At 60.1% G+C, this 14581-nt stretch carries 18 protein-coding genes and 1 pseudogene; 11 read left to right on the top strand and 8 right to left on the bottom strand.

Features of this window, described 5'->3' with window-relative positions:
* The first annotated feature begins 100 nt into the window (after positions 1-100).
* From BXA01_RS09015 to BXA01_RS09005, 3 genes are all read left to right on the top strand, one after another.
* Positions 101-763, top strand: a complete 663-nt coding sequence (locus BXA01_RS09015) for a LysE family translocator (protein WP_076563907.1) — start codon at positions 101-103, stop codon at positions 761-763.
* A 69-nt stretch (positions 764-832) separates the two neighbouring features.
* Positions 833-1318, top strand: coding sequence for a GyrI-like domain-containing protein (locus BXA01_RS09010; RefSeq protein WP_076563906.1), 486 nt, complete (start codon positions 833-835; stop codon positions 1316-1318).
* A gap of 88 nt (positions 1319-1406) precedes the next feature.
* Positions 1407-1895, top strand: coding sequence for a GNAT family N-acetyltransferase (locus tag BXA01_RS09005; protein ID WP_076563905.1), 489 nt, complete (start codon positions 1407-1409; stop codon positions 1893-1895).
* A gap of 142 nt (positions 1896-2037) precedes the next feature.
* Here BXA01_RS09005 and BXA01_RS09000 read toward each other — a convergent pair whose 3' ends face one another.
* The gene (locus BXA01_RS09000; RefSeq protein WP_076563904.1) at positions 2038-2523 is read right to left on the bottom strand and encodes a GNAT family N-acetyltransferase; all 486 of its coding nucleotides are present in this window, start codon (positions 2521-2523) and stop codon (positions 2038-2040) included.
* Positions 2524-2665: 142 nt separating this feature from the next.
* Here BXA01_RS09000 and BXA01_RS08995 point away from each other — a divergent pair, with 142 nt between their 5' ends.
* The 3 genes from BXA01_RS08995 to BXA01_RS08985 are packed head-to-tail and all read left to right on the top strand — an operon-like array spanning position 2666 to position 4698.
* Positions 2666-3091, top strand: a complete 426-nt coding sequence (locus BXA01_RS08995) for a YybH family protein (RefSeq protein ID WP_076563903.1) — start codon at positions 2666-2668, stop codon at positions 3089-3091.
* A gap of 40 nt (positions 3092-3131) precedes the next feature.
* Entirely contained in the window at positions 3132-3476 is a 345-nt protein-coding gene (locus BXA01_RS08990; RefSeq protein ID WP_039758054.1) for a YciI family protein, read from the top strand.
* Entirely contained in the window at positions 3469-4698 is a 1230-nt protein-coding gene (locus BXA01_RS08985) for an RNA polymerase sigma factor (protein WP_076563902.1), read from the top strand. Before BXA01_RS08990 ends, BXA01_RS08985 begins: the two co-directional genes overlap by 8 nt.
* A 145-nt stretch (positions 4699-4843) precedes the next feature.
* On the opposite strand, the gene BXA01_RS08980 is transcribed toward BXA01_RS08985, so the two are convergent.
* A complete protein-coding gene (locus tag BXA01_RS08980) occupies positions 4844-5698 on the bottom strand; it encodes a LysR family transcriptional regulator (RefSeq protein ID WP_076563901.1) in 855 nt (284 codons plus the stop codon).
* A gap of 89 nt (positions 5699-5787) precedes the next feature.
* Here BXA01_RS08980 and BXA01_RS08975 point away from each other — a divergent pair, with 89 nt between their 5' ends.
* Positions 5788-6225 carry a multidrug/biocide efflux PACE transporter gene (locus tag BXA01_RS08975; protein ID WP_076563900.1) on the top strand — a complete coding sequence of 146 codons (438 nt, stop codon included), beginning with the start codon at positions 5788-5790 and terminating at the stop codon, positions 6223-6225.
* A 61-nt stretch (positions 6226-6286) separates the two neighbouring features.
* On the opposite strand, the gene BXA01_RS08970 is transcribed toward BXA01_RS08975, so the two are convergent.
* Positions 6287-7045, bottom strand: a complete 759-nt coding sequence (locus tag BXA01_RS08970) for an SDR family NAD(P)-dependent oxidoreductase (protein ID WP_076563899.1) — start codon at positions 7043-7045, stop codon at positions 6287-6289.
* Positions 7046-7166: 121 nt separating this feature from the next.
* Between BXA01_RS08970 and BXA01_RS08965 the strand changes: the two genes are divergently transcribed.
* Positions 7167-8063, top strand: coding sequence for a LysR family transcriptional regulator (locus BXA01_RS08965; RefSeq protein WP_076563898.1), 897 nt, complete (start codon positions 7167-7169; stop codon positions 8061-8063).
* A gap of 138 nt (positions 8064-8201) precedes the next feature.
* Here the strand turns inward: BXA01_RS08965 and BXA01_RS08960 are convergent, their stop codons facing one another.
* Complete coding sequence (locus BXA01_RS08960; protein ID WP_076563897.1) at positions 8202-9224, bottom strand: transporter; 1023 nt, start codon at positions 9222-9224, stop codon at positions 8202-8204.
* A 198-nt stretch (positions 9225-9422) separates the two neighbouring features.
* On the opposite strand from BXA01_RS08960, the pseudogene BXA01_RS27645 reads away from it, so the two are divergent.
* Positions 9423-10190: pseudogene (locus BXA01_RS27645) on the top strand (methyl-accepting chemotaxis protein); the annotation flags it as partial.
* A gap of 165 nt (positions 10191-10355) precedes the next feature.
* Entirely contained in the window at positions 10356-11123 is a 768-nt protein-coding gene (locus BXA01_RS27640; RefSeq protein ID WP_408005036.1) for a methyl-accepting chemotaxis protein, read from the top strand.
* A 182-nt stretch (positions 11124-11305) separates the two neighbouring features.
* Here BXA01_RS27640 and BXA01_RS08950 read toward each other — a convergent pair whose 3' ends face one another.
* Positions 11306-11611: a PepSY domain-containing protein gene (locus BXA01_RS08950; RefSeq protein WP_030142484.1), complete on the bottom strand. Its 306-nt coding sequence runs from the start codon at positions 11609-11611 to the stop codon at positions 11306-11308.
* A 156-nt stretch (positions 11612-11767) separates the two neighbouring features.
* Entirely contained in the window at positions 11768-12895 is a 1128-nt protein-coding gene (locus BXA01_RS08945) for a glycerophosphodiester phosphodiesterase (RefSeq protein ID WP_076563895.1), read from the bottom strand.
* Between the two features lie 220 nt (positions 12896-13115).
* Between BXA01_RS08945 and BXA01_RS08940 the strand changes: the two genes are divergently transcribed.
* A complete protein-coding gene (locus tag BXA01_RS08940; RefSeq protein ID WP_076563894.1) occupies positions 13116-13442 on the top strand; it encodes a DUF2025 family protein in 327 nt (108 codons plus the stop codon).
* 126 nt (positions 13443-13568) lie between these two features.
* Here the strand turns inward: BXA01_RS08940 and BXA01_RS08935 are convergent, their stop codons facing one another.
* The gene (locus tag BXA01_RS08935) at positions 13569-13874 is read right to left on the bottom strand and encodes an antibiotic biosynthesis monooxygenase family protein (protein ID WP_076563893.1); all 306 of its coding nucleotides are present in this window, start codon (positions 13872-13874) and stop codon (positions 13569-13571) included.
* Complete coding sequence (locus tag BXA01_RS08930; RefSeq protein WP_076563892.1) at positions 13874-14578, bottom strand: CTP synthase C-terminal region-related (seleno)protein; 705 nt, start codon at positions 14576-14578, stop codon at positions 13874-13876. The genes BXA01_RS08935 and BXA01_RS08930 overlap by 1 nt, the downstream gene beginning before the upstream one ends.
* Between the last annotated feature and the right edge of the window lie 3 nt (positions 14579-14581).

Genomic DNA, 14581 nt, shown 5'->3' with positions numbered 1-14581 from the left:
GCGACGCTGGTCACTGCGGTGACCTGTGGCGGAAGATAAGGGCAGTGATGGCATACTGTCCAGCGCGCTTGTAAACATTTTTTTCAAGGAAAATCGGTCAATGGAATTCACCAGCGGCTTCTTGCTGAGCCTTTCGCTGTGCCTGGATATCGGCGTAGCCAACATCGCGATGATCACCCTGGCCATGCAGCGCGGCTACTTTCAGGGCTTTGCCCTCGGCCTGGGCACCTGCGTCGGCGACCTGATTTATGCGGTGCTGGCCTTGGCCGGTATGACCGTTTTGCTGCAATACGAAACCGTGCGCTGGGTCCTGTGGATTGGCGGTTCGGCGCTGCTGATCTACTTCGCGGCGAAGATGATTTATTCGGCGATCCACCACGAAGCGCTGCTGGCGGAAACGGCGGAAGTGGGGCAGAACTCCCAACGCAAGGAATTCTTTCGCGGCATCTTTCTCGCTATGTCTTCGCCGAGTGCGATTCTCTGGTTTGCTGCGGTCGGCGGCACGTTGATTGCGCGATCCGGTGGCGGTGGTCCGTTGAGTTCGGCGCTGTTTTTGGGCGGCTTTCTCTGCGCCGGGCTGCTGTGGTCGGCCGGTCTGTGCTTCGCCGCAAGCCACGGCGGCAAGCTGCTGGGCGACAAGCTTCTGCGCTACTCCTATCTGGCATCGGCGGCGATCTTCTGCTATTTCGCGGTGTACGTGATCGTTTCCGGCTACAACGAGTTTGTCGGCTCGGGCGCCGTCGAGCAGTTGCACTCGCTGTAAACGTGCGAAACGGGTCGGGCTTTCTATACTCCCAGCCGAATCCACTATTCCGTTCTGAGGAGTCGCGTCATGGATGAACAACAACGCGTCGAGATAGCCGAGCCTCGCTTCGAACACGGGCAATTTCTGCTGATTGCCGGTTTCGGCGGGCGATTCACTCAGGAGACCACCGAAGACATTCCCGCGTTGTGGGAAAAACTGATCCCGCACTTGGGAAAAATCCCCGCGCAAGTCAATGAAGTAACCTATGGCGTTTGCTGCAATGCGGACGGCGAGGGCGGTTTCGAATACATCGCCGGGGTGCAGATCGACAAGCTCGACGACCTGCCGGAAAAGTACCGCTGGGTTGAAATCCAGCCGCAGAAATATGCGGTGTTCGAGCACAAGGGGTCACTGGCGCAACTCCCTGCCACTTTCCAGTACATCTGGAACACCTGGCTGCCGCAGTCCGGCCACGAAGCGGCGGATGCCCCGGAATTCGAGCGCTATAGCGAGGATTTCAACCCGAAGCTCAATACCGGCACGCTGGAAATCTGGCTGCCGATCGAGGCCTGAGCGGCGTACTAATCGAGGCGGAGCATGTCCGCCCCGGTGGTTCTGCTTTATGCTGGCGGGCCTTGTTTCCACAGATTCTCGAGTTGCCATGAACACCGTGATCCGCAACGTCAGCGCCGCCGACCTCGACCGCTGCTACGCCATCGAAACCATCGCCTACGAAGGCGACGAAGCCGCCACCCGCGAGAAGATCGCCACGCGCATTGCTACTTGGCCGGACGGCTTCATCGTCGCCGAGGTGGACGGCGTGGTCGCCGGTTTCATCAATTCCGGCGCGGCGTTCGACGTGCAGATGTCCGACGAGGCTTTCAAGGAGCTGATCGGCCACGACCCGAAAGGGCCGAACGTGGTGATCATGTCGGTGGTGGTGCACCCGAATTACCAAGGGCAGGGCCTGGCCAAGCACCTGCTCGGCGAATTCATCGAGCGCATGCGTGGGATGGACAAAGCGACAATTCATCTGATGTGCAAAGAGCAACACATTGCGTTGTACGCCGGATTTGGCTTTGCCTACATCAAGCCGTCCGAGTCCGACCACGGCGGCATGGCGTGGCACGAGATGATCCTGACCCTCTGAAGCCAACACCTATCGAAACTGCCTGATCGTTCCCACGCTCCGCGTGGTAATGCAGCCGGGGACGCTCCGCGTCCGAAAACCGTGACGCAGAGCGTCACAAAGAGGCGTTTCCACGCGGAGCGTGGGAACGATCAGGGGATACTCAGAAGAACAGCCCCATCCGCCGCTCGTACCCAATCCGGCCCTTGTACGCTTCACCGCTGTCGACGTAGCCATGCCTGGCATACAGCGCAATCGCCGCCTCGTTATCAGCGTCCACCGACAATTCCAGCCCCTTGATCTCCGGCCAGGCCTGGCGGGCGACAGCGGGCAGCGCTTGCAGGCAAGCCTTGCCGTAGCCCTTGCCTTGCGCGCGCCGATCCACCTGCAGCGCATGCAACGTGGCGCTGTGTTCGTCGGCCCAGTCGGGCAATACCGGCGGGCGCTTGAGCAGCAGAAACGCCACCGGTACGTCGTCCGCCAGCAGGGCAAAACCCTTTACGCCGGGGCCGGGCTTCGACAGCAGGGTGTGCAAGGCACCGTGGATGTCGCCGGAGAATCTGATCTGCTCGGGGTGGATTTCAATGGCCTCGACTTGCTGACGCTGTAAAGGGCTGAGGCTGTCGTAAGGCACGAGTTGGGCTGACACGGGAATTTCCTTTTTCCTACAAAGAGTGAGCCTCGGATTCTAGCGAGATTGTCGTCGGCGAAATTTTTTTGTTTGCCCTGTCGATCCGCGCATTGGGCAAACGACTAGGGGTGTCTTCACAACAAAAACCACGGAGAACACCATGAGCGCACAGACTGATATCCAGACTCTGATCAACACCTATCGCGAAGCGGTAATGGCCAAGGACGTCGAGAAAGTCATGGCCCTGTACGCCGACGACATCGTCTCGTTCGATGCGATCAAGGCGCTGCAATTCAAAGGCAAAGCGGCCTACCGCGCGCACTGGGTCGAGTGCATGGAAATGTGCCCCGGCCCGCACATCTTCGAGTTTCACGAAATCGCCATCGAAAGCGCCGACAACATCGCTTTCGCCCACTGGGTGGCCAATTGCGGCGGCACCAACGACAAGGGCGAAACCCAGAGCTGCTGGATGCGTGTCACCGCCTGTTACCGGCAAATCGGCGGGGCGTGGAAGATTGTCCACGAGCACTGGTCGGCACCGTTCGATCCGATGAGCGGCGCGACGCTGTTCGATGTGCAGCCCTGATCTTCAGCCATAGTTGATCCGTTCGATTCAGGAGATCGCCATGAAATACCTATGCCTGGTCTACAGCGATGAACGCCTGCTGCACACCTCGCCTGACAGCCCGGAGGACGCCGAATGCTGGGCCTACGCCGAGTCGATTCAGGGCAGCGGGCGGATGATCGCCGCCGAAGCGCTGGAGTCGGTAGAGACCGCCACCACGGTACGCATGCGTAACGGCAAGGTGTCGATCACCGATGGGCCTTTCGCTGAAACCAAGGAGCAACTGGCCGGTTTCTACCTGATCGATGCCAAGGATCTCAACGAAGCGATCCAGGTCGCCGGCAATATTCCGGCAGCGCGGGTCGGCAGCGTTGAGGTACGTCCGGTGCGGCAGTTGAATGTCTGACGTCAGGGCGCGGGTCGAGCAGGTCTACCGCGAGGATTCGCGGCGGATTCTGGCGACGCTGATCCGCCTGCTTGGTGATTTCGACCTCGCCGAAGAAGCCTTGCACGAGGCGTTCTTCGTCGCGGTCGAGCGCTGGCAGCGCGACGGCGTGCCGGACAACCCGCGCACCTGGCTGGTCTCGACCGGACGCTTCAAAGCCATCGATGTGCTGCGCCGACGCGCGCGGTTCAAGGCGTCGCAACCGTTGCTGCTGGCACAGCTCGATGAGCTGGAACAGGCTGACTGGAGTGGCGAAGACGTGGAAGACGATCGCTTGCGGCTGATCTTCACCTGCTGCCACCCGGCCCTGGCGGCAGATGCGCAAGTGCCGCTGACCTTGCGTGAAGTCTGCGACCTCACCACCGAGGAAATCGCCCGTGCTTTTCTCTCGGCGCCGGCGGCGATTGCCCAGCGCATCGTCCGCGCGAAAGCCAAGATCCGCGACGCGAAGATCCCTTATCAAGTACCCACGCTGAGCGAATTGCCCGAGCGCCTCGACAGCGTGTTGCGGGTGATTTATCTGGTGTTCAACGAAGGCTATTCGGCCTCGGTCGGCACTGAGCTGACCCGCGAGGATCTGACTCGCGAAGCGATTCGGCTGGGGCGCTTGTTGATGGAGTTGCTGCCGGAGCCGGAAGTCATGGGTCTGCTGGCGCTGATGCTGCTGCACGAATCACGTCGACCGGCGCGCACTTCGCCGAGCGGTGAACTGGTGTTGCTCGACGATCAGGATCGCTCGTTGTGGGATGCCCGGTTGATGGCTGAAGGCTGCGCGCTGGTCGAGCGCGCGCTGAGTACGCGACGCTTCGGGCCATATTGCCTGCAAGCGGCGATTGCAGCGGTGCATGCGGAAGCGCCGTCAGCGGCGGAAACGGACTGGCAGCAGATTGTCGGTCTGTATGACGTGTTGCTGCGCGCGGTGCCGTCGCCGGTGATCGAGCTGAACCGGGCGGTGGCGGTGGCCAAGCGGGATGGAGCGTTGGCCGGGTTGTTGTTGGTTGAAGGGATTCTGGCGCGGGGCGAGTTGCAGGATTACCACTTGGCGCATTCGGCGCGGGCGGAGTTTTGCCGGCAGTTGGGCCGGGTGGAGCAGGCGCGGGCAGCGTATCAGCGGGCGCTGGAGTTGACGCGGCAGGAGCCGGAGCGGCGGTTTATCGAGGGGCGACTGAGGGACCTGGGTTGATCTGGAAGCTGCGTCGGTGCGGCTGGCCCTTTCGCGAGCAGGCTCGCTCCCACAGGTGATTGCATTTCACTTTTGGAAGGCTCGCTCCCACAGGTGAGCGCATTTCAAGTGTGGGAGCGAGCCTGCTCGCGAATGGCAGCACCGCTTATTCGAGCATCTTGCTGAGCAACCAGCTCCCCGCCGGCCCCGGCGGATACAAGCGCGACCACAACGCATCGACAAACACCGGTTTCGGCCAGCCGCGCACGTCGAGCTCTATCAGCAAATCATTGGCATAACGCTGCACCAGCCACCTCGGCAACGGTGCCCAGCCAAAGCCTTTTTCCGCCATTTCCAGCAGCATCAGGTAACTCGGCGCCGACCACACCCGGCCTTTGCCGCGACTGTCGTAGGGATTGACGATGGTCGCCAGCCGCAATTCGCGATGTTGCTCGAGGATCTGCTGATCGACATGCTCCAGTTTCGCCAATGGATGCTCGCGGCTGACGAACAGGGCTATCTCCGTGCGCTCGGCCACAGTGGAGGTCACAAGATCCGGCGGGTAGTTGTCCTGCATTTCCGCGAAGGCCAGATGCGCCCGGCCGCGCTGGACCAGTTCGATCAGGTCTTCGCATTCGGCAATCAGGCATTCCAGCTCAAGCTCCGGATAACGCTGCTCGAAATCCACCAGCGCCGCCTCGAAACGATACGACTGATAAGTGTCGGAAATCGCCACGGTCAGTTTCGGTTCCACACCTTGGGCCAATTGCCGCGCGCTCATCTCCAAGCGACTGGTGGCGGCCAGAATCGCCTCGGCTTTCTGCAGCATGACGTGGCCGGCGGGGGTGAGCGTGGGCTTGCGGCTGCTGCGGTCGAACAGCTGCAAATCCAGATCAATCTCCAGACTGGCGACCGCCGCGCTGATGGTCGACTGACTGCGCCCCAGTTTGCGCGCTGCTGCGGAAAATGAGCCCTGCGTCGCTGCCTGGACAAATGCCAACAGCACTTCCTGCGAAGCCATGAGCTATCGCCCTGATCGATGGTTATTGATTATGAAGTATCGGTATTCAGTTGGATCATGGCAACCATCGTCAAACAAGGAGTCAGGCCATGACTGCCCACAAGTCCATCACCGAACGTGTTTTCCAGGCGGTTGGTTTCGAGTTTCTTGCCATCCTCATCTGCACACCGCTGCTCGCCTGGATCATGCAAAAGCCGTTGCTCGACATGGGTGCGGTGACCGTGTTGATCGCGCTGTTGGCGCTGGCGTGGAACGTGGTGTTCAACCGTTTCTTCGACCGTGCATTGGCGCGGATGAATCTGGCGCACAACGCCTGGGTGCGGCTGGTGCATGCGTTGCTGTTCGAAGGTGGACTGATCGTGATGGGCGTGCCGCTGATAGCCTGGTGGCTGTCGGTCAGCCTGTGGCAGGCGTTGTTGCTCGACATTGGCGTGCTGCTGTTCTTCCTGCCGTACACCTATGTCTATCACTGGGGTTACGACGTCCTGCGCGAGCGCTTCATGGCTCGCCGCACATGTGAAAGCTGAGGTAAACCTGTGGTGAGGGGATAAATTCCCTCACCACAAAGGTGAGTCATCGTGCACAAAGTCAGAGAAACATGCCGCCGGATGCCTCGACCCGCTGACCGTTGATCCACTGTCCACCCTCTGACAGCAGCAGCGCCAGTGCACCGCCAATATCATCCGGCAGCCCCACACGACCCAGCGCGGTGTTGCTGGCAACCATCGCGTTGACCGCGCTGTTATCGCGCACCGTGCCACCGCCAAAATCGGTTTCAATCGCACCGGGCGCCAGAACGTTCACGCCAATCTGACGCGCACCCAGCTCTTTCGCCTGATAACGCGTCAGCACTTCCATCGCACCTTTCATTGCCGCATAAGCGCCATAACCGGGCAGGCTGAAGCGGGTCAGGCCGCTGGAGATATTGACGATGCGCCCACCGTCATTGATCAGCGGCAACAGTTGCTGAGTCAGGAAGAACGGTCCTTTCAACTGCACGTTCATCAGCAGATCGAACTGCTCCGGGGTGGTTTCGCTGAACAGCGCATGCACGCCGACCCCGGCATTGTTGATCAGGAAATCAAAGCGCTGACGCTCAAAGGTTTGCCCCAATACCTGTTCAACCTGCGCGGCAAACGCGGCGAAGTTTTCGCTGTGGCCGACGTCCAGCTGCAGCATCGCCGCTTTCGCGCCGAGTGCCTGCAATTCAGTGACCAGCGCCTGGGCCTCGTCGGCGCGGCTGTTGTAGGTGCCGATGATGTCGATGCCTTGCGCGGCGAGGTGCAGGGCGGCACTGCGGCCCAGGCCGCGACTTGCGCCAGTGATCAGTGCGATTTTGCGATTCATGCGGACTTCCTCGATTGCGTTGAGTGGGGATGGAAGAAGTTTATTTATCCGCCCTGAGGTGATAAACACGGCAAAAGCGGAATCACTGATCGGCTCAGCCGAACAATCACCGGGGCTCGCCATGAACAAACTGGAACTGCTGCGCACCTTCGTCCGGGTCAGCGAACTGTCGAGTTTCACTCTCGCCGGTGAAAGCCTCGGCCTGCCGCGCTCCACGGTGTCCGAACAGGTGCAGGCGCTCGAAGCCTTGCTCGGCACGCGGCTGTTGCAGCGCACCACGCGCAAGGTGCAGGCCACTCAGGATGGACTGGTGCTGTATGAGCGCAGCAAGGACTTGCTTTCGCACATGGATGAGATCGAAGGGTTGTTCCGTCAGGACGAGGCTTCGCTGACCGGGCGCATCCGCGTCGATATGCCGAACATCCTCGCGCGACGCTTGATCATGCCGCGCCTGCCGGAATTCATGGATCGCCACCCGAATCTGCAGATGGAAATCAGCAGCACTGATCGCCGTGTCGATCTGCTCAGCGAGGGTTTCGACTGCGTGTTGCGCATCGGCGCGCAGCCGGATCAGTCAGTGGTCGCCCGGCATCTTGGCGACTTCCCGATGGTCAACTGCGCCAGCCCGGCTTACCTTCAACGTTACGGCGTGCCGCAGACCATCGAGGATCTGGCGCAGCATCGACTGGTGCATTACGTCGGCGTACTGGGCTCGCGTTCGGAGGGGTTCGTCTATGAGGAAAACGGCGAGGTGCGGCGTGTGGCGATGGCCGGCAGTGTCACGGTCAACAGCACCGACGCCTATGAAGCGGCGTGCCTGGGCGGCTTCGGCCTGACGCAGGTACCGCGCACCGGCATGCAGCCGCATTTGGAAAATGGCGAACTGGTGACCGTACTGCCGCAACACACCGCACCGCCGATGGCGATTTCGTTGTTGTATGCGCGGCAACGGCATTTGCCGCTGCGGGTGCGGGTGTTTATGGATTGGCTCGGCGAGGTCGTTCGTTCAACGCTCTGACATTGAGCACATTGCCCCTGTGGGAGCGAGCCTGCTCGCGATAGCGCCATGTCATTCAACATTGATTTATCTGACACACCGACTTCGCGAGCAGGCTCGCTCCCACAGAGACGATTGTCTTGTGTGTGGGATTTGCGCTCAATAATCCCCACGCTTGCGAAACGCCCAGCGCCCGGCAATCACTGTGAACGTCGCCACCAACGCGACCAGCACCCAAAATCCGTGCGGGTCCTGGGACAGCGGCACGCCGCCGACATTCATGCCGAAAAAACCGGCAATGATGTTGATCGGCAAGGCCAGCACCGTCACCACCGTCAGGGTGAACAGCGTACGGTTGCTCTGTTCGTTGAGGTTGGCGGCGATTTCTTCCTGCAACAGTTTGATCCGTTCGCCGAGGGCGGTGAGGTCGTTGATGATCAGCGCAAACTCCTCGGTGGATTTGCGTAACTCCTTGACGTCCTCCTTCTGCAACCACGGCGGCGGACGATTGAGCAGGCGCAGCAGCGAACCCGGCTCCAGCGCCAACAGCCGTTGCAGGCGCACCAGCACGCGACGGTTGGCGCCAAGTTCGGCGCGGTTGGTCGACAGGCGCGAGGAGAGCAGTTCGTCTTCGACCTGATCGACACTCAGGCTAGTCTTGCGCACGATCTGCGTCAGCACTTCGCCCTGATCGCGCAGCAAATGCACGAGCAGTTCCGAGGGCGAGCGAAAGCACTCGCCGGCCTTCACCGACGAGCGCAACTTGTCCACCGAGTGCAGCGGTTGCAGGCGCGCGCTGACGATCAGTTTGCTGCGCACGCAGACCCACAGCGTCGACACGTCGGAGGAGACCATGCTGCTGAGGTTGAACACCACATCGTTGACCACCGCCAGCAGCGCCGAATCGACATGCTCGATGCGCGTCGAACGCGAACCTTCGTGCAGCGCTTCGAAAAACTCCTCGGGCAATTGCAGATGACTTTTCATCCAGCGCTCGCACGCGGCGTGGGCCAGGTTCAGGTGCAGCCAGAGAAACTCTTCGCTGTCGCCGTCGTCCTGCAAGCAGCGCAAAGCCGTTGCCGAATCGATCTCGCGCCCGCGCTCACCGGGCATAAAACGAAAGCCGTAGAGCAAGCCAAACAGGTCCGGGGCACGATGGCTGATATCGAGGCTGTGGTTCATGGCGGCTCACTGCGAGGAGGGTGTCTGGTGGGGGATTTTCAGGTTCACCTGAGCGGCATCATCGCAAGCCAACATGACCGTTTTGTGACAGTAAAGTGACTGCAAATCAACGCGTTACCGACTGTCGGAAGATTCTCAAGAAGCCCTCTGGCGCGCCGATCTCAGGTGAGTTAGGTTGCGCGCCATCGGCCCTTGGCCATGGTACGTCGACAGGGAAGTCCGGCCATTTTTCACGTCCGCTCGGGCGTGCCTCATCCCTGCTTCGAGTACCTTGCAATGCTGCAAAAATCCCTGAGAACGCAAATTCTCGCCCTGCTGAGCGGCAGTCTGCTGGCGATATTGTTGATCGCGCTGGCCTGCTTTCATTTCCTCTCCAACGGCGTGCAAAGCTATAGCCAGTTGATCGCCGGCCCGTTGCACACGTCGCAACTGATCGATGAAGCCAACCTGCAATTCAAAGTGCAGGTGCAGGAATGGAAAAACGTTCTGCTGCGCGGCAAGCAACCGGCGGATCTGGCGAAATACTGGAGCCAGTTCGAAGAGCGTCAGCGCGACGTGCAGAACATTCTCGGCGAACTGGCCGGCCAGAAAGGCATTGAGGCCAATCTCAAGTCACGCATCGAACGTTTGCGCGAGGAGCATCGCCAGTTGGGCGCGGCCTACCAGAAAGGCCGCGATGCCTACGTGGCTGCCGGTGGTGATCCGAGCGCCGGCGACGCAGCGGTCAAAGGCGTTGATCGCGCCACCAGCGAGCAGATGAGTGCATTGGTTGCCGAGCTGCGCGAGCAGGGCTCCGCGCAATCGGCGTTGATCAGTGCCAGCGCTGAGCGCACCGTGTGGCTGGGCCTGTTGGTGATGCTCGCGTCAGGCTTGTTGATCGGTCTGCTGAGCCTGTGGCTGGTCAGCCGCAACCTGATCGAGCCGATCCGCAACCTCATCGATTACGTCACCCGCTTGAGCCGTGGCCAGTTGGCTGAACGTGTTGTCAGCGAGCGTCGCGATGAACTGGGCAACCTCGCTGCCGCAGCAAACACCCTGCGCGATTTTCTGGCGGACACCTTCACTCGCTTGCAACGCAGCGCTGGTGATCTGGACAGCGCCAGCGGCGAGTTGAACGCCATTGCCACGACCATGGCCGGCGGCACCAGCGAGCAATTCAACCGCACGGATCAAGTGGCCACGGCGATGAATGAAATGTCCGCCACCGCCCAGGAAGTCGCCCGTCACGCCGCCGATGCCGCGCGTGCTGCGGATGATGCCGATCAGTCGGCGCAGCAGGGTGAAAAGGTCATGCAGACCACCATTCACTCGATCACGCAGATGCGCGGCGAAATCGCCAACACCGCCACGGTGATTCGTCGCCTGGAAACCGACAGCGGTCGTATTGGCAAGGTGCTGGAAGTGATTCGTGGCATCGCCGAACAGACTAATCTGCTGGCGCTCAACGCAGCCATCGAAGCTGCGCGGGCGGGTGAGGCCGGGCGCGGGTTTGCCGTCGTTGCCGATGAAGTGCGCAACCTCGCTCAGCGCACGGCGGAGTCGATCATCGAGATCAACCAGATTATTCAGAACGTGCAGACCGGCGCTGTCGATGCCGCGCAGGCTATCGAGAGCGGCCAGGCGCGCAGTGATGAAAGTGTCGAGCAAGTTACCCAGGCCGGCGCGATGCTGGAGCGCATCACCTTGGCGGTGGAGGCGATTCGCGACATGAACCGGCAGATCGCCACGGCGGCAGAAGAGCAGACGTCGGTGGCGGAGGATATCTCGCGCAACCTGACTGAAATCACTGCGATTGCCAGCACCAACCTCGACAACGTGCAGCGCACCGAAAGTGCCAGTCAGAACCTGCATGGGTTGTCGGGGCAGTTGAATGAGGTGACGGCGCGGTTGAGTGCTTGATTGCGAGTTCAAGCGTCCGGCAACTTTCGTAGGTCCTCGCCTGCTCGCGATAACGGTGGAACAGTCAACATTGATGTCGCTGACACTCCGCTTTCGCGAGCAGGCTCGCTCCCACATGATTTACGGCAGGCATGAAAAAGCCGCACGATTTTTCAATCGTGCGGCTCTTTAACAGCGGTCTATCAAGTGTCTTGCTTGTTGCTCAGCACTTTACCGGTGGTGGCATCAAAGTCCACGTCGAACTCTTTGCCGTCAGCGGTTTTAAGTTCAACTTCGTATTCATAACCATTGAAGTGGTTATCCAGGTCGGTGTCGGTAATCGTTGCGCCCGGGTGCAGTTTCAGTGCTTCGGCGTTCATCGATTCCAGCGACTTGATCTTGCCGTCCTTGACCAGTTGCGGGATCTGGTCGATGCGAACATCAGCCTGAGCCAGACCAGCGGTGAGGGTCAGGGCAGCGGCGGTAAACAGGGCAGTCAAAGTTTTCATCGGTTCATTCCTTGGCAGTGCGTTGAAGTGGTTGATCTGTGTAAGTGGGTTCAGATTAACCAGCGCAACTTAACTCACCCTTAAATCTCTGCTTCGCGATAAAACTGCTCTTTGTGGGAGCGAGCCTGCTCGCGAAGCAGGCGACTCGATAACAACTTAGAAACCGTTCTTCTTCAGAACCTCATCAACACTGCCAACAGCCGGACGCTTATAAAACTTCAACAGTTCACTGGCGCGGTTGGTAAAGATGCCGTCGACACCCGCTGCCATGACTTTCTCGTAGTCCACCGCCTCGTCGACCGTATAAACATGCACCAGCATGCCCTGATCGTGGGTGTACTGATTCATCCACGGTTGCACCAGGTCGGAATAGCTCTGATCACCACCCTGAGTCAGCTTCGCCGAAGGGCCGGTGCCGATCGCGCCCTGGGCCTTGGCGTAATCGACCCATTGCTTGAATTCCGCTTCCGACTTCGGTTCCTGTTTGCCGTAGAACACGTTTTTGTCTTTCTCGCCGGACGCGGCAAACGTCACCGCAGATTTAGGCTCGATGCTGCCTTCGCCGACCCACAACAGCAGAATCTTCGGCACTTGCGGCATTTCCTTTTCCAGCAATTGCAGGCTGTTTTTATCGAAGGTCTGCAGGATCACCTTGCCTTTGCCCTGACCGACGCCGAGCGCACTTTTCGCCAGTTTCGAACCGGCCGGACTGAGCCAGCCGCGATCCTGCAGTTTTTCCTTGAGGTCATGTTCGATGCCGGGAAACAGCTGCGGCTCTTTGGTTTCGATGTACAGGCCCGGCTTGTGCTGCGGGTTGGCGCGGGCGATGTCGATGATTTCATCGAGGGTAAGAATCTTCAGCCCGGCGTAGGAGGGGCGTGCGCGGTCAGGATATTTGCTGTTGAACCAGCTGCCGGCATCGAGGGTTTTCAGTTCGGCCATGGTGAACGCGGTGGCCGGGCTGTCCTTGCGCTCGGGGAATTTGCTGGCGACGTCGGTGGTGCGTTGCAGGTTGTCGTCGTGCAGGGCGAAGAGCACGCCGTCCTTGCTGCGCTGCAAATCCATTTCCAGGTAATCGGCGCCCAGGTCACGGGCCAGTTTGTAGGCCGCAGCGGTGGATTCCGGGGCATCGAACGACGCGCCACGGTGGGCAATCACCGCTGGATGCGGAATGCCATGGGCGGCAGCGATTGCCTTGGGCTCCGGGTGGCTGGCGGCATGCGCCTGACCGAGGCCGAACAACAGACTCAGCACCAGAGCGCTTCGGGTAAAAGTGGCAGGCATGGTCGAGTTCCTTTCGCAGGTTTTTTTCGAGACGTACCTTTTAACAATTGAAGCGCCGCAGGGCTATCGCCAGACCGACATAAAGCGAGCAAAACGGAAATTTCCTGCACTTTTGTGGCGCTGTTTGCAGTACGCTTGCCCACGGCATATGCCCCGGCAGAGGGCGCGCCGCTGCGTTGCCCTGCGTGTAAACCATCGATCATCTTTCGTGAGGTTTACCATGCGCATCACCTCCCAACTCATCTGCCAGGCCGCCGACGATCTCAAAGGCTTCGTCGGCCTCAACCGCAAGACCGGCCAGTACATCGTGCGCTTCAGCGAAGATTCGTTCGGCATGGACGTCGCCGACGACGGCATCATCCCGGCCAGTGAATTCGTCTGGGCGACGGCGTCGGAAACCACCATGACGCTCAAGCGCGAGTTGATTCAGTTGCTGCTCGATCAACACATCGACGACCGGATTAACATCACCGAGCCGTTGCGGGTTTACATGAGCAAAGTTGAAGTGCCGGAGATTGTTGCGGTGCGGAGTCTGGTGCGCGGTTGAGGTATTGCAGTGTGGTTGCGGGCCTCTTCGCGAGCAGGCTCGCTCCCACAGGGATTTTGTGAACGCCACAGATCCAATGTGGGAGCGAGCCTGCTCGCGAAGGCGGCGTTGTGGACGCCGCCAACCTCAATGGCCGGATACATACTCGCGCTCAACACGGCATACTCGGGTGTGAAACGCCGAATACCATTCAGAGCGCCCGCGTGCCTGAATCAACCGGTGCTCGGGATTATCTCTCCATGCGAGAATCGCCGCCTCGCTCTGCCAATACGACACGGTAATCCCGACACCGTCCGCGCCCCGAACTGATTCCACGTCAAGAAAGCCAGGCTGCTGACTTGCCAGCTCGGCCATGCGCTGCGCCGCGGCGGCGTAACCGTTGTCACCCTCGGTGCGGGTCGATGTGAAAATCACTGCGTAGCAAGTTGTCATCAGCTTGGCTCCACGCAGGCTTCGATAAACGCGTGAACCAGCGGTGGCATTTTTCCTTTTAGTGCGGCGCGTTCCGGCTGGAACAGCGTGGCGACGAAAAACGGATGTTTTTTCAGTTCGATAGCGCGCAGATCCCCCGCTGAATCACGGCCTACCGCTTGTAGCTGATCGCTCATCAAATGCTGTTCGAACTGCGGATTCACGCCGTAGCGGCAGCGATAGCCTTCTTCAATTTCATACTTTTCGTACGCCTTGGCGATCAACGAGCCGGGCTGGAGGTGAATGACGTCGATGGCTTCAACCAGCGAGCAGCTCAGCGGCGTGAGCACAGCGCGTTCGGATTCTGGCGAGGTTTCCCCATGCTCGGCGTCGGCCCAGCCCAGCACATTGCGCGAATATTCCAGAACCGCGTGCTGAAAACCGCCACAGGTGCCGAGGAAAGGTCGCCCTTGCTCGCGGGCAAAGCGGATGGCGCGTAGCGCACCGTCTTCACTTTTATAAGGGCTGGCGGGTACACACCAGAATCCATCGAATTGAGTCAGCGCAGTGTCGGTGCCGATCTCTTCAGTGGCCAACCACTCGAACTGCACGGTGCGTTGCAGGTGTTCGGCGACCAGGCCGAGTGCAACCGGGATTGCTTGGTGGGCGGTGACTTGAGGGTCGTAGTCGCCAATCAGGGCGATGCGAATGGCGCGATTTTCCATGGG

This window comes from Pseudomonas sp. B10 (assembly GCF_900156235.1).
Taxonomy (GTDB): Bacteria; Pseudomonadota; Gammaproteobacteria; order Pseudomonadales; family Pseudomonadaceae; genus Aquipseudomonas; species Aquipseudomonas siliginis.
This window is presented reverse-complemented; position numbering and strand designations above follow the sequence as displayed.